Source organism: Novosphingobium sp. ZW T3_23 (genome assembly GCF_044987305.1).
Lineage (GTDB): Bacteria > Pseudomonadota > Alphaproteobacteria > Sphingomonadales > Sphingomonadaceae > Novosphingobium.
The window spans coordinates 65,678-85,409 of sequence record NZ_JBJDRF010000004.1; the positions used below are offsets into that span (position 1 = coordinate 65,678).

At 64.0% G+C, this 19,732-nt stretch carries 20 protein-coding genes; 11 read left to right on the forward strand and 9 right to left on the reverse strand.

Annotation, left to right across the window (positions count from 1 at the left end; translation table 11 throughout):
• Positions 1-10: 10 nt before the first annotated feature.
• On the forward strand, positions 11-670 hold the full coding sequence (locus ACI3K3_RS03730; RefSeq protein ID WP_404912166.1) for a DUF1345 domain-containing protein: 660 nt from the start codon (positions 11-13) through the stop codon (positions 668-670).
• Positions 671-749: 79 nt separating this feature from the next.
• Here ACI3K3_RS03730 and purL read toward each other — a convergent pair whose 3' ends face one another.
• Positions 750-2,909 (reverse strand): phosphoribosylformylglycinamidine synthase subunit PurL, encoded by a 2,160-nt coding sequence (purL, locus tag ACI3K3_RS03735; protein WP_404912167.1) that lies wholly within the window; start codon positions 2,907-2,909, stop codon positions 750-752.
• A gap of 138 nt (positions 2,910-3,047) precedes the next feature.
• On the opposite strand from purL, the gene ACI3K3_RS03740 reads away from it, so the two are divergent.
• The 9 genes from ACI3K3_RS03740 (at position 3,048) to tgt (ending at position 10,711) form a co-directional block, all read left to right on the forward strand.
• Positions 3,048-3,317 (forward strand): exodeoxyribonuclease VII small subunit, encoded by a 270-nt coding sequence (locus tag ACI3K3_RS03740; RefSeq protein ID WP_313441188.1) that lies wholly within the window; start codon positions 3,048-3,050, stop codon positions 3,315-3,317.
• Positions 3,318-3,320: 3 nt separating this feature from the next.
• Complete coding sequence (locus tag ACI3K3_RS03745) at positions 3,321-4,229, forward strand: polyprenyl synthetase family protein (protein WP_404912168.1); 909 nt, start codon at positions 3,321-3,323, stop codon at positions 4,227-4,229.
• Between the two features lie 100 nt (positions 4,230-4,329).
• Positions 4,330-4,842: a pantetheine-phosphate adenylyltransferase gene (coaD, locus tag ACI3K3_RS03750; RefSeq protein ID WP_404912170.1), complete on the forward strand. Its 513-nt coding sequence runs from the start codon at positions 4,330-4,332 to the stop codon at positions 4,840-4,842.
• Between the two features lie 100 nt (positions 4,843-4,942).
• A complete protein-coding gene (locus ACI3K3_RS03755) occupies positions 4,943-5,629 on the forward strand; it encodes a peptidylprolyl isomerase (protein WP_404912172.1) in 687 nt (228 codons plus the stop codon).
• 52 nt (positions 5,630-5,681) lie between these two features.
• The gene (gene queA, locus ACI3K3_RS03760; RefSeq protein WP_404912174.1) at positions 5,682-6,716 is read left to right on the forward strand and encodes a tRNA preQ1(34) S-adenosylmethionine ribosyltransferase-isomerase QueA; all 1,035 of its coding nucleotides are present in this window, start codon (positions 5,682-5,684) and stop codon (positions 6,714-6,716) included.
• Between the two features lie 42 nt (positions 6,717-6,758).
• The gene (locus ACI3K3_RS03765) at positions 6,759-7,694 is read left to right on the forward strand and encodes an ABC transporter ATP-binding protein (RefSeq protein WP_404912176.1); all 936 of its coding nucleotides are present in this window, start codon (positions 6,759-6,761) and stop codon (positions 7,692-7,694) included.
• Complete coding sequence (locus ACI3K3_RS03770) at positions 7,691-8,464, forward strand: ABC transporter permease (protein ID WP_313441200.1); 774 nt, start codon at positions 7,691-7,693, stop codon at positions 8,462-8,464. The genes ACI3K3_RS03765 and ACI3K3_RS03770 overlap by 4 nt, the downstream gene beginning before the upstream one ends.
• Positions 8,465-8,511: 47 nt before the next feature.
• Positions 8,512-9,555 carry a YdiY family protein gene (locus ACI3K3_RS03775; RefSeq protein WP_404912177.1) on the forward strand — a complete coding sequence of 348 codons (1,044 nt, stop codon included), beginning with the start codon at positions 8,512-8,514 and terminating at the stop codon, positions 9,553-9,555.
• Positions 9,556-9,574: 19 nt separating this feature from the next.
• Positions 9,575-10,711, forward strand: coding sequence for a tRNA guanosine(34) transglycosylase Tgt (gene tgt / locus ACI3K3_RS03780; RefSeq protein ID WP_404912179.1), 1,137 nt, complete (start codon positions 9,575-9,577; stop codon positions 10,709-10,711).
• A gap of 87 nt (positions 10,712-10,798) precedes the next feature.
• Here the strand turns inward: tgt and ACI3K3_RS03785 are convergent, their stop codons facing one another.
• The 7 genes from ACI3K3_RS03785 to rpiB all read right to left on the reverse strand — a co-directional run bounded on the left by ACI3K3_RS03785 (position 10,799) and on the right by rpiB (position 15,331).
• A complete protein-coding gene (locus tag ACI3K3_RS03785; RefSeq protein WP_134092953.1) occupies positions 10,799-10,996 on the reverse strand; it encodes a hypothetical protein in 198 nt (65 codons plus the stop codon).
• Positions 10,997-11,141: 145 nt separating this feature from the next.
• Complete coding sequence (gene rpsD, locus ACI3K3_RS03790; RefSeq protein WP_313443140.1) at positions 11,142-11,756, reverse strand: 30S ribosomal protein S4; 615 nt, start codon at positions 11,754-11,756, stop codon at positions 11,142-11,144.
• A 211-nt stretch (positions 11,757-11,967) separates the two neighbouring features.
• The gene (locus ACI3K3_RS03795) at positions 11,968-12,720 is read right to left on the reverse strand and encodes an RNA methyltransferase (RefSeq protein WP_404912181.1); all 753 of its coding nucleotides are present in this window, start codon (positions 12,718-12,720) and stop codon (positions 11,968-11,970) included.
• The gene (nrdR, locus tag ACI3K3_RS03800; protein WP_313443136.1) at positions 12,713-13,201 is read right to left on the reverse strand and encodes a transcriptional regulator NrdR; all 489 of its coding nucleotides are present in this window, start codon (positions 13,199-13,201) and stop codon (positions 12,713-12,715) included. The genes ACI3K3_RS03795 and nrdR overlap by 8 nt, the downstream gene beginning before the upstream one ends.
• Before the next feature lie 132 nt (positions 13,202-13,333).
• Positions 13,334-13,558 (reverse strand): hypothetical protein, encoded by a 225-nt coding sequence (locus ACI3K3_RS03805; RefSeq protein WP_404912183.1) that lies wholly within the window; start codon positions 13,556-13,558, stop codon positions 13,334-13,336.
• 19 nt (positions 13,559-13,577) lie between these two features.
• On the reverse strand, positions 13,578-14,876 hold the full coding sequence (gene glyA / locus ACI3K3_RS03810) for a serine hydroxymethyltransferase (protein WP_404912184.1): 1,299 nt from the start codon (positions 14,874-14,876) through the stop codon (positions 13,578-13,580).
• 17 nt (positions 14,877-14,893) lie between these two features.
• Positions 14,894-15,331 carry a ribose 5-phosphate isomerase B gene (gene rpiB / locus ACI3K3_RS03815; protein ID WP_404912186.1) on the reverse strand — a complete coding sequence of 146 codons (438 nt, stop codon included), beginning with the start codon at positions 15,329-15,331 and terminating at the stop codon, positions 14,894-14,896.
• Positions 15,332-15,608: 277 nt separating this feature from the next.
• Between rpiB and ACI3K3_RS03820 the strand changes: the two genes are divergently transcribed.
• A complete protein-coding gene (locus ACI3K3_RS03820) occupies positions 15,609-17,312 on the forward strand; it encodes a M20/M25/M40 family metallo-hydrolase (protein ID WP_404912187.1) in 1,704 nt (567 codons plus the stop codon).
• Positions 17,313-17,684: 372 nt separating this feature from the next.
• Here ACI3K3_RS03820 and rpoD read toward each other — a convergent pair whose 3' ends face one another.
• The gene (rpoD, locus tag ACI3K3_RS03825) at positions 17,685-19,709 is read right to left on the reverse strand and encodes an RNA polymerase sigma factor RpoD (protein WP_404912189.1); all 2,025 of its coding nucleotides are present in this window, start codon (positions 19,707-19,709) and stop codon (positions 17,685-17,687) included.
• Between the last annotated feature and the right edge of the window lie 23 nt (positions 19,710-19,732).

Genomic DNA, 19,732 nt, shown 5'->3' on the forward strand with positions numbered 1-19,732 from the left:
GGCGATAGCGATGGCCGGACGAGAAACTGCTTTCCTGAACCGGCTGTCGCACCCCCGCTATCTGCTGTTTCTGGCGATATTCCTGCTGGCCCCCTGGCCACTGCTGTCTTGGCTGAGGCCGGTCGAAGCCGTCGTGACCGCGTTCGATCTCGCCGTCATCGCCATCGTCGCATCGTGTCTCCCGCTCTGGCTGGACGGCAATCCCGACGTCATGCGCCGGCAGGCCAAGCGCGACGACGTGGGGCAAGTGGTACTGCTGCTACTGACTGCGCTGATCACGTCCGTTATCCTTGCGGCGCTGGGCACTCTGGTGCTCGACAACAAGAACCTTCGCGTGGGCGAGATTGCGCTGCTGGTGGTCACGCTGCTGGCCTGCTGGACCTTTGCTAACCTGATCTACGCCTTCCACTATGCGCGACTCTATTACACGTCGCATGAAAGCGGCGATTACAAGGGCCTCGACTTCCCTGGCGGCTGCGTGCCCGACTTCGCGGACTTCGTGAACTTTGCCTTCGTGATCGGCATGACCTGCCAGACGGCCGATATCGAGATCACCGATTCCGCCATGCGGCGTATCTCGACCTTCCACGGTCTTTTCGCCTTCGCTTTCAACCTCGGGATCCTGGCGCTGACCGTGAATGTGCTGGCGTCGTCTACGGGCGGAAGCTGAACAGACGAGAAGAAGGCGCCAACGAAAAAGGGCGCCCGCTGGGGGCGCCCTTTCGAATTCGCGTCAGGCGGGAAGCGCGTCAGGCTTCCATCCAGTCCTTGAAGAACGCTTCGTTGGCTTCCCTCAGGGCGGAGACTTCGTTGCCCGCAACCTTGGTGCCAGCGACCGTGCCGATGCGAACCGCGCCGGGAAGTTCCGTGCCGGCGGGCGCGGTGACGACGTAGCGGCTCTGGTCTTCGCCAAAGGCTTCGGCGGTGTTCAGTTCCACTTCGAGATTGCAGCCGATGCCGCTGGCAAGGGCCATCTCGGCAAGGGCGACAAGCAGGCCGCCATCGCTCACGTCATGAACGGCGGTGACCTTGCCGGCATTGATCCAGTCGCGGATGAGGGCGCCGTTCTCGGCCTCCAGCTTGAGATCGACCTTGGGCGCGTCGCCCGCTTCCTGGCCGGCGATTTCACGCAGCCAGAGCGACTGGCCGAGGTGGGAACCGCTTCCACCGAGCACGAAGATCTCGTCTCCGGCGTTCTTGAAGGCCACGGTCGCCATCTTCTCGTGGTCGGCAAGGATGCCGACGCCGCCGATGGCCGGGGTCGGCAGGATGGCCGAGCCGCCGCCGGTGGCCTTCGATTCGTTGTAGAGCGAGACGTTGCCCGAAACGATCGGATAGTCGAGCGCGCGGCAGGCGTCGCCCATGCCGTTCAGGCAGCCGACGATCTGCGCCATGATTTCGGGACGCTGCGGGTTCGCGAAGTTCAGGCAGTTGGTGATGGCGAGCGGAAGGCCGCCCACTGCGCTGATATTGCGATAAGTCTCGGCCACGGCCTGCTTTCCGCCCTCGTAGGGGTCTGCATAGCAGTAGCGGGGCGAGCAGTCGGTGCTGATCGCCAGCGCCTTGGGCGTATTGTGGATGCGCACCACGGCCGCGTCGCCGCCGGACTTCTGCATCGTGTCGCCGCCGACCTGGCTGTCGTACTGTTCCCAGATCCACTTGCGCGAGGCGAGGTCGACGGTGCCCATCAGCTTGAGCAGGTCGGCACCCACGTCGGCGCTTTCCGCCACGTTGCCGAGGGCCGGAACCTTGGCCCAGGCCTTGTATTCCTCAGGCGAAACGTAGGGACGCTCGTATTCCGGTGCGTCGTCGGCCAGCGGGCCGAGCGGAATGTCGCAGACCACTTCGCCGTCGAATTCGAGAACCATGTGGCCGGTGTCGGTCACTTCGCCGATCACGGCGAAGTCCAGTTCCCACTTCTTGAAGATCGCCTCGGCCATCGGCTCCTTGCCGGGCTGGAGCACCATGAGCATGCGCTCCTGGCTTTCCGAGAGCATCATCTCGTAAGGCGTCATCGCCGCTTCGCGGCAGGGCACCTTGTTCATGTTCAGGCGAATGCCGGCACCGCCCTTGCTGGCCATTTCGACCGACGAGGAAGTGAGGCCGGCCGCGCCCATGTCCTGGATCGCGACGATGGCGTCGGTGGCCATGAGTTCGAGGCAGGCTTCGATCAGCAGCTTCTCGGTGAAGGGATCGCCGACCTGCACGGTCGGGCGCTTTTCCTCGGACTTCTCGTCGAAGTCGGCCGAGGCCATGGTGGCGCCGTGGATGCCGTCGCGGCCGGTCTTCGAGCCGACGTAGACGATGGGGTTACCAAGGCCCGTGGCGGCCGAGTAGAAGATCTTGTCCGTCTCGGCCACGCCCACGGTCATGGCGTTGACCAGGATGTTGCCGTCGTAGGCCTTGTGGAAGTTCGTCTCGCCGCCGATGGTGGGCACGCCCACGCAGTTGCCGTAGGAGCCGATGCCCTCGACCACGCCCTGCACCAGATGCTTCATCTTCGGGTGATCGGGGCGGCCGAAGCGCAGCGCGTTCATGTTGGCGACCGGGCGGGCGCCCATGGTGAAGACGTCGCGCAGGATGCCGCCGACGCCGGTAGCGGCGCCCTGGAACGGCTCGATGTAGCTGGGGTGGTTATGGCTTTCCATCTTGAAGATGGCGGCCTGTCCATCACCGATGTCGATCACGCCGGCGTTCTCGCCGGGTCCGCAGATGACCCAGGGGGCCTTCGTGGGCAGCTTCTTCAGGTGGAAGCGGCTCGACTTGTACGAGCAGTGCTCGGACCACATGACCGAGAAGATGCCGAGCTCAACCAGGTTGGGCTCTCGGCCGAGCGCGTTCAGGACCCGCTCGTATTCCTCGGAATTGAGGCCGTGGGCCTCGACGACATCGGGAGTGATTTCGGACATGCGACGCGCCTTAGCGCTGAGCGGGGCGCTTCGCTAGAGCGAAAACGAGCGGATTTCGTCACGACGGCCCGGGCGCTTTATGGAGAGCGGTCCAGTCCCGCCTTGACCGGTGAACGCGGCGGCTCCATTGCGGTGATCATGACTGAGAACAGTGCCGAAATCGCCCGCCCTGAAATCGATGGGATGAGCTTCGAAGATGCGCTGCGCGCGCTCGAAGACGTGGTGCGCCGTCTCGAAAGCGGAGACGTGCCGCTGGACGATTCGATCACGCTCTACGAACGTGGAGAAGCGCTGCGCCAGCATTGCCAGAAGCGGCTCGATGCCGCCCAGGCACGGATCGAACGCATCGTTGCGGGGCCGGACGGCGCGCCTTCGGCAACGCAGCCGTTCGATGCGGCGGATCGCTGATTCGTGGGTGAGGTCGTGGTGACCGATCCGATCCTCTCAGAAGGTCTCGCCCGCATCGCCGAGGAGATCGACGGCGCCTTCGATGCGCTGCTTCCGGTCCCCGACGATGCGCGTGCCCGCCTGCTGGAGGCCATGCGCTATGCCGCGATCGGCGGCGGCAAGCGGCTGCGGCCGCTGCTGCTGGCTTCGGTGGCGGAAATGTACGGCGTCGTTCGAGAGGCCGCGATCCGGGCGTCGATCGCCATCGAATCGATCCACGTCTACTCGCTGATTCACGACGACCTGCCCTGCATGGACAATGACGCGCTGCGCCATGGCAAGCCGACGCTCCACCTCGCTTTCGACGAGGCGACGGCGGTTCTGGCGGGCGATTCGCTCCATGCCTTCGCTTTCGAAGTGCTGGCGGACCCCGCCACCAGCGCCGATCCCTTCACGCGCATCGAACTGGTCCAGGCACTTGGCCATGCCAGCGGCGCGCAGGGCATGGCCGGCGGCCAGATGATGGACCTCGTGGCCGAAACCAGCGAGTTCGACCTCCAGACCGTCACCCGGCTCCAGCAGCTCAAGACCGGCGCTCTGCTGGGCGCGGCGGTCGAGATGGGTGCGATCCTCGGCCGCGTGCCGCCCGAGGGGCGCGCGCATCTGCGCGGCTACGCCCGCGATATCGGCCTGGCCTTCCAGATCGCAGACGACCTCATCGACCACGAAGGCGACGCCTCCGTGGCGGGCAAGGCCGTGGGCAAGGACGCTCAGGCCGGCAAGGAGACCTTCGTCTCGCTGCTCGGCCCCGACCGTGCCCGCGATCAGGCCCGCATGCTGGTGGAGCAGGCGATCGGCCATCTCGCACAGCACGGCAAGGAAGCCGACCTGCTGCGGGCCGTGGCGCGCTACATCATCGAGCGGGATCATTGATCGGAGCCTGGCTGCCGGTGGCGGCGTGATCTTGGCCGGATTTCAAAGAACGTCCTGACGCGAATTCCTGATCGCCCGACAGGGCACGGAGCGAGAAGACATGACTGAACGCATCGGGGTCTATCCCGGCACTTTCGATCCGATCACGCTGGGCCATGCCGATATAATCCGGCGCGGCGCCAAGCTGGTCGATCGCCTGATTATCGGCGTGACGACGAACCCGTCCAAGAACCCGCTGTTCACGCCTGACGAGCGCATGGCGATGGTGGAACGCGAAGTGGCGGCGATGGGGATCGAGAACGTCACCGTCGTCGGCTTCAACGCGCTGCTGATGAAGTTCGCGCAGAAGCAGGGCGCCAGCGTCATCATACGCGGGCTTCGTGCGGTGGCCGACTTCGAGTACGAGTACCAGATGGCTGGCATGAACCAGCAGCTCAACCCGAACATCGAAACGGTGTTCCTGATGGCGGATGTCAGTCTTCAGCCGATCGCCTCCAAGCTGGTGAAGGAAATCGCGCTGTTCGGCGGAGACATTTCCCGGTTCGTCAGTCCCGCCGTGCGCGAGGACGTGATGAGCCGCATTGCCGAAACCGGGCTCCTGGGCGACTACTGAGGGCGCTTCTGAAACCCTTGCGACAAATTCATTCATTGTCACGTCAGCAGCGGGGCACTATCGCCCCTGGCCTGAACGGCTTCCTTCCTGTGAGTATTCGATGACGTTTCGCCTGACCCTTACCGCGACGATGATCGGCCTGGCGCTGGCGGCTACGCCTGCTCTGGCCAAGAAGAAGGAAGATCCGGCCCCAACTCCCCCGGTTGCGGCGCTGCCGACGTTCGTCGATCCCGACGTGACGCACCAGCCCGAGAATGTGCTGCTGCTCGATCTTTCGGACGGCGGCCGCGTGGCCATCCGCCTGATGCCGGAATGGGCACCTCATCATATCGAGCGGATCAAGACGCTGGCCTCGCAGGGCTTCTACAATGGCCAGATATTCCACCGCGTGATCGACGGCTTCATGGCGCAGACCGGCGACCCCACGGGCACCGGGCAGGGCGGCTCGCAGCTTCCCGACCTTACCGCCGAATTCAACGCGATGCCGCACGTTCGCGGCACGGTGTCGATGGCCCGTACCAACGAGCCGAACAGCGCCAACAGCCAGTTCTTCATCGTGTTCTACCCGCGCTTCTCGCTCGACCGTAAGTACACCAACTTCGGCCGCGTGATCTCGGGCATGCAATACGTCGATGCGATCCAGCGCGGCGAGCCGCCGCAGAACCCGACCAGGATCGTCCAGGCCTCGCTGGCTTCCGAGAACAAGGCTCCGCCGCCGCCTGCTCCGGTCGCCCCGGCGCCGCAGTCGATCACTGCCGACCAGCTCAGCAAGTCGAAGTCGAACTGAGCTGAAGCGAAAAATGGATGACGCCGCGTGTCGGCGCCCTTAGAGGCGCCCCATGCGCGTTGACCTTTTCGACTTCGACCTCCCGCCCGAGAACATTGCCCTTCGCCCCGCGCGTCCGCGCGATTCGGCGCGGATGCTGGTGGTCCATGGGCGGGACGAAGGCCCGATGGCCGAGCGCGTCGTGCGCGATCTTCCCGGCGAACTGCGTGCCGGGGACGTTCTCGTCTTCAACGATACCCGCGTCATTCCCGCCCAATTGGAAGGACGACGCGGTGAGGCCAGGATCGGCGCGACGCTCCACAAGCGCATCGACCTGCGCCGCTGGCAGGCCTTCGTCCGCAATGCCAAGCGCCTGAAGGCGGGCGACCGCGTCGAATTCCCCGCTGAGGTAACCGCGCTTGCCGAAGAGCGGCACGAGGACGGCAGCTGGACCCTGTTCTTCGAGGGTGACGAGCCCGTCGAAGTCCTGCTGGAGCGGGCAGGGCGCATGCCGCTGCCGCCCTACATCGCCGGCAAGCGCGACACCGACGAACAGGACGCCAGCGACTACCAGACGATGTTCGCGCGCGAGAAGGGCGCCGTCGCAGCGCCTACCGCGGCGCTGCACTTCACGCCGGAACTGATCGAAGGGCTCGATGCGGCGGGCGTGAAGCGGGAAACGCTGACGCTGCATGTCGGCGCGGGCACCTTCCTGCCGGTCAAGGCGGACGAGACGCAGGACCACAAGATGCACGCCGAATGGGGCCGCATCGATGCCGAGACTGCGGAGCGCCTCAACGCGGCTCGCGCGGCGGGTGGGCGCATCATCGCGGTCGGCACCACCAGCCTGCGGCTGCTGGAAAGCGCGACCGGCGAGGACGACGTGATTCGCCCCTTCGAAGGCGATACGTCGATCTTCATCACCCCGGGCTACCGCTTCAAGGCGATCGACGGGTTGATGACCAACTTCCACCTGCCCAAATCCACGCTGTTCATGCTGGTTTCGGCGCTGATGGGACTGGAGCGGATGCAGGAAGTCTATGCCCATGCCGTCGCTGAGGGCTACCGCTTCTATTCCTACGGAGATTCCAGCCTTCTTTTACCCTGAGGGGACTTGGAACTGTCACCGGTTTCGCGCATCACGCGGAGCATGGAACCCATTCTTGAAATCAGTGGTCTGACCAAGACTTACGCCGGCGGCTTCACCGCGCTCCAGGGCGTGGACCTTACCATCAACAAGGGCGAGATCTTCGCGCTGCTCGGGCCGAACGGGGCCGGCAAGACCACGCTGATCGGCGCCGTCTGCGGGCAGGTGCGGCCCACGAGCGGAACCATCCGGACCTTCGGTGAGGACATGAGCCGCAAATGGCGTTCCCTGCGCGCGCGCATAGGCCTCGTCCCGCAGGAACTGGCGACCGACATGTTCGAGACGGTCCTCCACACCGTGAACTATTCGCGCGGCCTGTTCGGGCTGGCGCCCGATCCTGCACGGATCGAGGAGATCCTGCGCGCGCTGAGCCTCTGGGACAAGCGCAAGGCGCAGATCCGCGCGCTCTCGGGCGGCATGAAGCGCCGCGTGCTGATCGCCAAGGCTCTGGCCCACGAGCCCGACCTGCTGTTCCTCGACGAGCCGACCGCCGGTGTCGATGTAGAGCTTCGCCGTGACATGTGGGCGCAGATCGCCAAGCTTCGCGATGGTGGAACGACGATCATCCTGACCACGCACTACATCGAGGAAGCCGAAGAGATGGCCGACCGCGTCGGGATCATCCAGGGCGGCCGCATCCGCATGGTCGAGGAAACACGCTCGCTGATGAAGCGGCTGGGGCGCACCGAGGCGCATATCACCCTTGCCACGCCGCTTGCGGCGGTGCCGGAAGCGCTGGCCGACTACCACCTCACGCTCGCCGATGACGGACAGGAACTCCTCTATCGCGGCGGAGATGGTTCTGGCGGCGGCAAGGCCAAGGTTGCGCAACTCACCAAGGATCTTGTTGCGCAGGGCATCGACTACACTGCCATCGACATTCGTGAATCTAGCCTCGAAGACATCTTCGTCGACCTTCTGGAAGGAGCGGCGGCATGATCGCCTTCAACGCGCGCAGTGCCTGGACGATCTACAAGCGCGAGGTCATGCGCGCCTTGCGTACCGCCATGCAATCGATCCTCGCACCGGTCCTGACGACGACGCTCTATTTCATCGTGTTCGGCGCCGCGATCGGGAGCAAGATGGATTCGGGCATGGCCGGGGTGAACTATGGCGCCTTCATCGTGCCGGGCCTGCTGTTGCTGACCCTGCTCAGCGAAAGTACCTCGAACGGAAGTTTCGGCATCTACATGCCGCGCTTCACCGGCGCGATCTACGAACTGCTGTCGGCGCCGGTGGGCGTGGCCGAGACGCTGGCGGGATTCGTGGGAGCGGCGGCCACCAAGTCCCTGATTCTCGCCGCTATAATTCTCCTTACCGCGACGTTTTTCGTCGATTACACGATTGCCCATCCGTTCTACGCGCTGGGGTTCATCCTGCTGGTCTCGGCCAGCTTCTCGCTCTTCGGCTTCATCCTGGGCATTTGGGCGGACAGTTTCGAAAAGCTGGGAGTCGTTCCGGTGCTGTTCATGGTGCCGCTCACATTCCTCGGCGGTACGTTCTATTCGATAGACCTTCTGCCCGAGCCCTGGCGTTCGGTCGCCATGGCGAACCCGGTGGTCTATCTGGTGAACGGTCTTCGCTGGTGCTTCTACGGCAGTTCCGATTTCTCGATCGGCCTGTCGCTGGGCATGACGCTGGGCTTCCTCGTGCTCTGCGTGGCGGTCATCGCCTGGATCTTCCGCACGGGCTGGCGCCTGCGCGCCTGAGTCGGTAATATCGTGACATGACAATGCGTTTGGCTGTTTCTATCGGTGTGCCTGTTCTTCTGACTACCGTTCCGGCCCAGGCTCAGGCGCCCTTTTCGTCACAGTTCCAGCCCTATGATTTCGACGCCTTCCGGGAAATCGAAGTGCTGCCGGTGGATCCCGTGGAGGAACTGCCGCTGCGGCTCGACCTGCCCGATTACGTCGCGCCTCCGCCCTATATCGCGGTGGAGGCGCCCCATTTGCCCGACGATGTGAAGTCGATGATCGAGGCGGCTTCCAAGACGAAAGATTCCGCCGTCGTTTCCGCCGTCGTCAAGGCCGCGCTTTCCACGCAGCCTTACGACAAGGAAGAGATCCGCTCGATGCACCAGGCGTTTCTGGATGCGAACGCGCGAGAGATCGCGGACAGGGCCAACGCCGAAAGAGAGCGCATTCGCCGCGCCGCCTTGCTTGAACTTTGGACCGGCAAAGTGGAGCTGGGCGCCTTCCGGGCGACGGGCAACACCAGCAACTTCGGCTACACCGGCGCGGTGAAGCTGGACCGCAAGGGGTTGAACTGGCAGCACACGGTGCAGCTCAATGCCGATTATCAGAAGGATCGCGGCAACGTCTCGCGCGAGCAGTATGGGGCGAGCTATCAGCCGAGGTATACGCTGAACGACGGGCTCTTCACTTACGGGCGCGTGCAGTACGAGAAAGACCGGATACAGGGCTATCTCGATCGCTATTCGCTCTCCGGCGGACTGGGCTATCGCATCCTGAAGCGCGACACAGTTTCGCTGTCGATGGAAGTCGGCCCGGCGCTTCGTCGCACGCGCTACGTGTCCGTGCCCCAGGAAACCACATGGTCGGCGCTCACCTCGATCGATTTCGACTGGCAGATCATGCCGACGATGAAGTTGACCCAGGACGCGTCGTCCTACATCGAGACGGGGAACAGTACCTTCACATCGGCCACGGGCTTTGAAGTGGGCATGGCCAGAGGCCTCAAGACGCGGCTGTCCTACTCCATAGAACACGAAACCTCGCCGCCGGATGGCTCGCTGAAGACGGACACGATCTCGCGCTTCTCGCTGGTCTACGGCTTCTGAAGGCTGTAACGGGCGGGGCATGAACCCCCGTTTCGAATTCTCCATCCACGCCACCGACGGCAAGGCCCGCACCGGCGTCATCAAGATGCGCCGCGGCGAAATCCGCACGCCCGCTTTCATGCCTGTCGGCACCGCCGCCACCGTGAAGGCGATGAAGCCGCAGGACGTGCGCGCCACCGGCGCCGACATCATCCTGGGCAATACCTATCACCTCATGCTACGCCCCGGTGCCGAGCGTGTCGCGCGGCTGGGCGGGTTGCACAAGTTCATGAACTGGGACCGCCCGATCCTGACGGACAGCGGCGGCTATCAGGTCATGAGCCTGTCGGACTTGCGCAAGATCACCGAGAACGGCGTGACTTTCGCCAGCCACCTCGACGGTTCGCGCCACCTGCTGACGCCGGAGCGCTCGATGGAAATCCAGCGGTTGCTCGGCTCCGACATCGTCATGTGCTTCGACGAATGCCCGAAGATCGACCAGCCCCGCGACGTGATCGCCCGTTCGATGGAAATGTCGATGCGCTGGGCCAAGCGCAGCCGCGACGGTTTCGACAGCGGCGGCGAACACGCGGCGAATTCAGCGCTGTTCGGCATCCAGCAAGGCGCGCTCGATGAAGGCCTGCGCAAGGCTTCGGCCGATGCGCTGGTCGACATCGGCTTCGACGGCTACGCCATCGGTGGCCTTGCCGTGGGCGAGGGGCAGGAGGCGATGTTCTCGACCCTGGAATTCGCGCCCGGACAGCTTCCTGCGGATCGGCCGCGCTACCTCATGGGCGTGGGCAAGCCCGACGACCTGGTGGGGGCGGTTGAGCGCGGGGTGGATATGTTCGACTGCGTTTTGCCCAGTCGCTCGGGCCGCAACGGTCAGGCATTCACCTGGAACGGCCCGTTGAACTTGCGCAACGCCCGCCACGCGGAGGACAACAATCCGCTGGACGAGCGCTGCAAATGCCCCACTTGCGGCACCTATAGCCGGGCCTATCTGCATCACCTCGTGCGCTCGGGGGAAATACTCGGCTCGATGCTGATGACCGAGCACAATATTTCGTTCTACCAGCAACTCATGCAGGGAATGCGCGACGCTATCGCGGCAGGCACTTTCGCGCAGTTCGCTGCCGATTTTCGCAGGGATTATTTCCAGCCTCGGGGTGGATAGGGCCTGTCTGCCGCAGTAATCCGTCAAAGACGGTCAGGCACCCGAGAGGCAGGACATGCCTTTCGGGTGCAATTGTATCCAGCGATGTCAGGCTGGTTCCAGACCTTCCTCGAGATCCTCGTGCAGAGCGCCGATCTCAAGCTTGGTGCCGACGTAAGTCACGAAGCGGCCTGTTCTGGAATCAAGGAATCCGGCACCGATCTCCGCCGCGAACTGCTTCGCGGTTTCGAGGTCGGGGTACCATTTGCCAGTGCGATTGGGAGTGATGAAACGATATCGGGACATGGTGCAAGCCTAATGCACAAGTTCCATGTCCGTTCCCTGACAAGTCGCTCGATTCGCCGCGTTTTCTGTCGTTTTGGCGCATAACAAAAAGGGCGGCTCCGCGAGGAGCCGCCCTTTCCGTTTTTCTGGTCCGAAGACCCGATCCTTAGCGCGAGTAGAACTCGACGACCAGGTTCGGTTCCATCTTCACCGGATAGGGCACTTCGTCGAGCGTCGGGACGCGAACGAAGGTCACCTTGTCGGCGCCGTCCTGAGCGACGTAGTCGGGAACTTCACGCTCGGGAAGAGCCTGAGCTTCGACGATCAGGGCCATTTCCTTGGCCTTGTTGCCGAGGCTGATGATGTCACCGACCTTCACGCGACGCGAAGCGATGTTGCACTTCACGCCGTTCACGCGGATGTGGCCGTGCGAAACGATCTGGCGAGCCGCGAAGATGGTGGGCGCGAACTTCGAGCGGTACACGACCATGTCCAGGCGCTGCTCGAGCAGGCCGATCAGGTTCTGGCCGGTGTCGCCCTTCATGCGCGAGGCTTCCTGGTAGGTAGCCTTGAACTGCTTCTCGGTCACGTCGCCGTAGTAGCCCTTGAGCTTCTGCTTGGCGCGCAGCTGCAGACCGTAGTCCGACAGCTTGCCCTTGCGGCGCTGGCCGTGCTGGCCGGGGCCGTAGCTGCGGCGGTTGACCGAGCTCTTGGGGCGACCCCAGATGTTCTCGCCCATGCGGCGGTCGAGTTTGTACTTGGCGCTTTTACGCTTCGACATAAGTCGTCTCCTTTTCTGCTGCCGCCTCCACTGTGGAAGCGGTCCATGTTTTCCCGGGGCGCACCATTCCGCCTATTTCGCGGAATGCGGCCGCCGCTTCACCGGGGTGCGGGGCCGAATGGACGGACCTGTCAAGAAGGCAGGCGCCATGTGAAGGGGTGCCCCATACGGGCTCGGGGGTGAAAGTCAAGCGTATAAGCCGAAGAACGGCTCAGCTACGCGGGCGACGCTCGTTTCCGAGGGCAGAGAGCACACCGCGAAGGGTGCGCACTTCGAGGTGATTCCAGCCCGGCTTCGTCAGCAAGTTGCGCAAGGTTAGCCGGTTGGCTGCCGCACGCGTTTCGGGCCAGAAATAGTTCTTGGGTTCGAGCAATTGCTCGAAGTGGCCGATGAGGCCTTCCAATTCGTCTTGAGGGGCAGGGGGAAGCAAGTCCTCCTGCGTGGGCTGTGCGAGTTCGCCGCTTTCGGCGGCACCCTTGGACCACTCGTAGGCGCAGAGGATCACGGCCTGCGCCAGATTGAGGGAAGCGAACTCGGGATTGATCGGTACCGTCAGGATCGCGCGGGCGAGGGCGACGTCTTCGGTCTCCAGGCCCGAACGCTCAGGGCCGAACACATAGGCCGAGCGAGCTCCCGTGGATTTTGCCGCTTCATGAACTTCACGCGCGGCCTGCTCGGGTGTGACGACCGGCTTGGTGACGCCGCGCTTGCGCACGGTCGTGGCGTAGACGTTGGCGCAGTCCGCCACGGCCTCGGCCAGTGTTTCGAAGACTTCCGCGTGTTCAAGCACCACGTCGGCGCCCGCGGCGGCGGGACCGGCCGAAGGATTGGGCCAGCCATCGCGCGGGGCGACGAGGCGCATTTCGGCCAGGCCGAAGTTGAGCATGGCGCGTGCCGCCTTGCCGATGTTCTCGCCGAGTTGCGGGCGGACCAGCACGATGACCGGCTTTTTCGTATCAGCCATTATCGGCATCCTTGGTAACGCCCTGGCCGGCCACATCGCGGACGGTGCCTGCAAAAGCTTCAAAATCGCGGGCTTCGTTGAAGGCGCGGTAAACGGAGGCGAAGCGGATATAGGCAACTGAATCGAGCTGACGCAGTCCTTCCATCACCATTTCGCCGATTTCGCGAGAGGGGACTTCGGTTTCGCCCAGAGTCTCGACCTGGCGCTGCACGCCCGAGACGAGCTGGTCGATCTTCTCCCGCTCGATACCGCGTTTGCGGCAGGCGAGCGTAACCGATTGCTCGATCTTGGCGCGGTCGAATGGTTCACGGGCATCGTCGCTTTTGACGACGGTGATTTCGCGAAGCTGGACCCGCTCGAACGTTGTGAACCGCGCGCCGCAGCTGGAACATTGGCGGCGGCGGCGGATCGCGGTGTTGTCCTCGGTCGGGCGGCTGTCCTTGACCTGGGAATCGTCGTGGGCGCAGAAAGGACAGCGCATTCAGCTAGTTACTTTCAAAATCTAGAGCGGTTGATCCGGTTGTACCGGATCAACCGCTCTAAGTTTCTGTTGTGCCGCATTTTCCGAGTCATCAGGTGATTCCACCTGATTAGAAAATGCTCCAACGCGGTTTCAGGGGCGCACGCGCTTGTAGAACTGGTACCCCGCACCGACCGCAAGACCCAGCGGGATGGACACGAACGGCAGTACCGCAGCCGCGACCGCCCCGGCCGCGCCCCAGACGAGAACGGGCTTGGTCGAGGGATGGTCGAGGCCATCCTGAAGCATTCCGGCCAGTTCGTGACGGGCGTCGGAAATGAAATCACCGTTGTCGTTGGGGCGGTTCGGGTCGGTCATGGCAGCAAGGCTCCTGAAATCAGTCCTCGTAGATCGGGAATCGATCGCACAGAGCCTCAACGCGCGCGCGCACGTTCTGCTCCACCTGAGCGTCGCCCGCTTCGCCGCACTTGGCAAGGCCGTCGAGCACGTCGGCAACCATGTTGCCGATTTCGCGGAACTCTTCCGGGCCGAAGCCGCGGGTGGTGCCGGCGGGCGAACCCACGCGGATGCCGCTGGTCTTCATCGGCGGCAGCGGATCGAAGGGGATGCCGTTCTTGTTGCAGGTGATGCCCGCACGCTCCAGCGCCTCGTCCGCGTCCTTGCCGGTCACGCCCAGCGGGGAAAGGTCGATCAGCGCGAGGTGGGTGTCGGTGCCGCCCGAGACGATCGCGGCGCCGCGCGCCTTGAGCGTGTCGGCCAGAACCTTGGCGTTCTCGATCACGCGCGCGGCGTAGTCCTTGAACTCGGGGCGCAGGGCTTCACCGAAGGCGACGGCCTTGGCGGCGACGACGTGCATCAGCGGACCGCCCTGAAGGCCGGGGAACACCGCCGAGTTGATTTTCTTGGCCAGCGCCTCGTCATTCGTGAGGATCATGCCGCCACGGGGACCGCGCAGCGTCTTGTGCGTGGTGGTGGTGGCGATGTGCGCGTGCGGGAAGGGCGAGGGGTGGAGCCCTGCCGCGACGAGGCCAGCGAAGTGCGCCATGTCGACCTGGAAGATGGCGCCCACGCTGTCGGCGATTTCGCGCATGCGCTTGAAATCGATCACGCGCGGATAGGCCGACCCGCCGGCGATGATGAGCTTGGGCTGATGCTCCGTGGCCAGCGCCTGGACCTCATCGTAGTCGATGAGGTGGGTGTCCTTGGTAACGCCATACTGCACGGCGTTGAACCACTTGCCCGAAAGCGCGGCACGCGCACCGTGGGTGAGGTGGCCGCCGGCGTCGAGGCTCATGCCCAGGATGGTGTCACCGGGCTTCACGGTCGCCAGCAGCACGGCGCCGTTGGCCTGCGCGCCCGAGTGGGGCTGAACATTGGCGAAGCCGCAATCGAACAGCTGCTTGGCGCGTTCGATGGCCAGCGTCTCGACTTCGTCCGAAGGCTCGCAGCCCTGATAGTAGCGCTTGCCGGGGTAACCTTCAGCGTACTTGTTGGTCAGCACCGAGCCCTGGGCTTCGAGCACGGCCTTGGAGACGATGTTCTCCGAAGCGATCAGTTCGATCTGCTTGCGCTCGCGGCCGAGTTCGTGGCCGATGGCCTTGGCGACGGCGGGATCGCTGGCGGCGACGCCGTCAGAGAAGAAGCCGGCGGAACGGATGGCGGTTTCAACAGTCATGTTCGGGCTTCTCCGTGTCAGAAGACGGGGTTGGAAAGCTTTTCGACGCGGCCGGCGTGGCGTCCGCCACCGAATTCGGCCGAGAAGAAGGCATCGAGGCAGGCTTTGGCCATGTCCTCGCCAGTAAGGCGCGCGCCCATGGCGATGACATTGGCGTCGTTGTGTTCGCGGGCGAGGGCCGCCGACAGCGGCTCGGACACCAGCGCGCAGCGGCAGGCGGGATCGCGATTCACCGCGATCGAGATGCCGATTCCCGAGCCGCAGAGTGCGACGCCGAACTGCGCGGTACCATCGGCCACGACCGAGGCCAGCTTGTAGCCATAGTCCGGATAGTCGACGCGATCGGCGGTTTCCGGGCCGAGATCGGCAACTTCGTGGCCTTGCTCAATAAGGTATTCACGCAAGGCCGTCTTGAGATCGACGGCGGCGTGGTCTGAAGCAATCGCAATGCGCATGGGAAGCCTGTCCTGATGCGGGGATTCGTTGCGCCTCCCCTTAGTCGCGACTTCGTCGTATTGCCACCATTGTTGGCGATCCAGGCATGCAATTGCTGGAACCGTTCGGAATTCATGGCTTTTATGAAGCAATCTTCGCGGAGCCGCGCGTCCGGAGCAGCCATTGCTCTGCATTTTCAACCTTCGCCTGGAGGGAAGGTTTTGGCTCTTCGGCACGATTGACTCGTCCGGCCGGGCGGCGGATGCTTCCGGAATCGCCGAAGGGGCCGTGAACTCTATGAAATGGCTGGTTGTTTCGCTGTTGTCGGCCATCGCGCTAGCGGTGCTGGGCACCACCCCGCCGCGTTCTGCGCCCGCCAGTGCGCCTGAAGGGGAGTTCTCGGCGGCCCGGGCGATGACGGATGTGGAGCGCATCTCACGCGCGCCGCATCCCAGCGGATCGGCCGAACACGCCGCCTTGCGCGGCTATCTGATGCAGCGGCTGGGCGCGCTGGGGCTTACGGTGCGTACGCAGGAACGACAGTTCCCGGACGACGCCCGCGCGGCGCTGAACCGGCACGGAGGAACAAAGGCCGAGCAGATCCCGCTCACCAACGTGTTGGGGCTGCTGCGGGGTACGGAGCCGAACCTGCCGGCCGTCGCGCTCATGGCGCACTACGACAGCGTCTGGGGCTCCCCGGCGGCGGCCGACGATGGGGCGGGTGTGGCTTCCATCCTTGAAACCTTGCGCGCCCTTTCGCTGGACCGGGATCGCCGGCGCGACGTGCTGGTCATCTTCACCGATGGCGAGGAAGCCGGGCTCAACGGAGCCCGGATGTTCTTCGCAGAGGCGCAGGAAGCGCGGCGGATCGGGGCTATCGTCAATCTTGAAGCGCGCGGAGGCGGTGGCAAGGCAAACCTGTTCCAGACTTCCGCATCGAACGGAGATGTGGCGCGGTTGTGGGCGCGCACGGCGCCGCATCCTGCGGGAACTTCACTGGCAACCTTCATCTACAGCGTGTTGCCCAACGATACCGATCTCACCGTGGCACTGCCGCAGGGTTATTCGGCATGGAACTTCGCCTTCATCGGTCGGCCGGGGCTCTATCACTCACCGATGGCGACGGCGGCCAATCTCGATCGCGGCTCGCTCCAGCAGATGGGCGAGCAGACGCTGGGTCTGGCGCGGGCTCTGGTGAAGGCCCCGGACCTGCCGCGTCGCGCGCCCGACATCGTGTTTTTCGACGTCTTCGGGCTGTTCGTCGTTCATTATGCACCGGGTTGGGGCTGGGCGATGCTGGCGGTGGCGTTCGTCGGCTATGGGGCGCTGGCGACCAGGCGGCTGGACCTGCCGGACATGGCCCGGGGCGTGGCGGGGATTCTGGCGCTTGCGGTGCTGGCAGGCGGGCTGCTCTGGGGGCTGAACATGATCTCCGGGGCGGCTGGCCCCGTGAACTACTACGACCGGCTGGCGGCGATCCCCCGGCTTCAGTTCGTTGCTTTCTGTGCGTCGGTCGCGATGGCGGTGATGGTGGCGGGGAGACGGCCCACTTCGATCTCGGGCGAGGTGGGCATGGTGGTGCCGGTGTGGATTGCCGCTGCCTTATTTCAGGCGTTCGCTCCGACGGCGGCTTATGTGCTCACGGTGCCGCTGCTGCTCGGGGGCGGTGTCGCGCTGATGCGCATTCTATTGCCGGAAAACGCGGCGCGCCTGGCTGCGGCTATCGTCGCGGCGCTGGTGACCGGATATGCATTGCTACTCGGCTTTGCGCTAATGCAGGCCGTGGGACCGGCCTTGCCCATGGTCTGCGTCCTCCCGCTGCTGATGGCGGTGCCGGTTCTGGTACCGCTGCGGCAGCCTCTGGCGCCGGGAACCGTGCGCGCGACGGCGGGCGTGCTGCTGATCCTGGCACTGGGTGTGGCTCTCTGGGTGCGTTGGGATGCACCGGCGGCCAGCATTCCCACTTACGAACAGGTGCGTTCGCTGGGCGTCAAGGGATAGTCCGGGGCGGGACTTGCCAGTGGCGCGGGCTGGGCGCACCGTGCGCAATTCGGGATAACCCTGTCAGGGAAAGTATCTATGAAGCGTATCTGGGTGTCGTCGTTCGGTATCGCAGGCTTTCTTGTCCTGGCGGGATGCATGGAAACGATGCCGGGACCGGATCGCCCGCATCGGCCCCGGCCTGAGAAGCCGGCCATGTGTACCAAGGAATATGCGCCGGTCTGCGCGATGAAGCGAGGGAAGCGGCAGACGTTCAGCAATGCCTGCATGGCGCGGGCGAAGGGATACGACGTGGTCGATCAAAGGCCCTGCGGACGATAGAGCACAAAAAAGCCCCGCCGAAGCGGGGCTTTTTCATAACGGATCAGCGGCTCACTGATCGAGGAACGAGCGCATCTTGCGGCTGCGGCTCGGGTGCTTGAGCTTGCGCAGCGCCTTGGCCTCGATCTGGCGGATACGTTCACGGGTGACCGAGAACTGCTGGCCCACTTCCTCAAGCGTGTGATCAGTGTTCATCCCGATGCCGAAACGCATGCGCAGCACGCGTTCCTCACGCGGGGTGAGCGAGGCAAGGACTCGGGTGACCGTTTCCTTGAGGTTCGCCTGGATCGCGGCGTCGACCGGGATGATCGCGTTCTTGTCCTCGATGAAGTCACCCAGGTGCGAATCTTCCTCGTCGCCGATCGGCGTTTCGAGGGAGATCGGCTCCTTGGCGATCTTCATCACCTTGCGCACCTTTTCGAGCGGCATCGACAGGCGCTCGGCCATTTCCTCGGGCGTGGGCTCGCGGCCCTGCTCGTGGAGGAACTGGCGGCTGGTGCGGACCAGCTTGTTGATCGTCTCGATCATGTGCACCGGGATACGGATCGTGCGGGCCTGATCCGCGATCGAGCGGGTGATCGCCTGACGGATCCACCAGGTGGCGTAGGTCGAGAACTTGTAGCCGCGGCGGTACTCGAACTTGTCGACCGCCTTCATCAGGCCGATGTTGCCTTCCTGGATGAGGTCCAGGAACTGCAGGCCGCGGTTCGTGTACTTCTTGGCGATCGAGATCACCAGGCGCAGGTTCGCCTCGACCATTTCCTTCTTGGCGATGCGCGCTTCGCGCTCACCCTTCTGGACCATGTTGACGATGCGGCGGAACTCGGGAAGCGCCATGCCGGTGGCGGCGGCGATGTCCGAGACTTCCGAACGGATGCGCTCGACCGGATCGGCTTCCGCCTCAGCGAAGGCCGCCCACTTCTTGTCCTTCTTGGACATATCCGTGAGCCAGGTGTCGTCCAATTCGCGACCCACGTAGGTCTCGAGGAAGTCGGCGCGCTTGACCTTGTGACGCTCAGCCAGACGCAGCATCTGGCCGCCCAGCGTGGTGAGGCGGCGGTTGAAGGCGTAGAGGTTGTCGACGAGATATTCGATCTTCGTCGCGTGGAACTTCACCGATTCCACCTGCGCAGTGAGGTCTTCGCGAAGCTGCTGGTACTGGTCTTCCTTGGCGGCGGGGAAGTCGATGCCGAGCGCCAGCGCGTCGAGGCGTTCCGACTGGAGACGCTCGAAGGCCTGGAACAGCTCGGTGATGAGCATGAACTTTTCAAGCGCTTCGGGCTTGAGCGCCGCTTCCATCTGGGCGAGGCTGAGGGTGTTGTCCTCCTCTTCCTCTTCCTCGGCTTCGCGCTTGGGGATCGGGTTGCCGTCCTCGTCGACCTCTTCCGAGTTGTCCTCATCGGTGTCGTCCTCGTCCTTGAACGAGGGGCCGGCAGTCTTCTCGCTGATCTCGCCGTCGTCGTCGCTCTCGCCGTCTTCGCTGAGGCTTTCGGGAGCGGGCTCCTTCGAGAGCATGGCGTCGAGATCGAGGATCTCGCGCAGCTGCATCTCGCCGTTGTTGAGAGCTTCGGACCACTGGATGATGGCGTGGAAGGTGATCGGGCTCTCGCAGAGGCCCAGGATCATCATGTCGCGGCCGGCTTCGATCCGCTTGGCGATGGCGATTTCGCCTTCGCGGCTCAGCAGTTCGACCGCGCCCATCTCACGAAGGTACATGCGCACGGGGTCATCGGTGCGCTCGACGGTTTCCTTCTTCTTGGCGTCCACCACCATGCGCGGCGAGACATCGTCCGAATCGACCTCTTCGTTGTCGCGGTCGTCGTCTTCCTGCTGGCCGTCGGCATCCTCGTCGCTCTCGACGATGTTGATGCCCATTTCGGAAATGGCGGCCATGATGTCTTCTATCTGCTCGGAAGACATCTGATCCTGCGGTAGAGCTTCGTTCAGTTCGTCATAGGTAATGACGCCCCTACGCTTGGCACGGGAGATCAACTTTTTGATCGCACCTTCGTTGAGGTCGATCAGCGGTGCATCGGTGCCGTCGTTGTCGCCACCGGTGTTGTCGTTCTTGCTCATTCTGCGCCGTTGTCCCCGTGCAT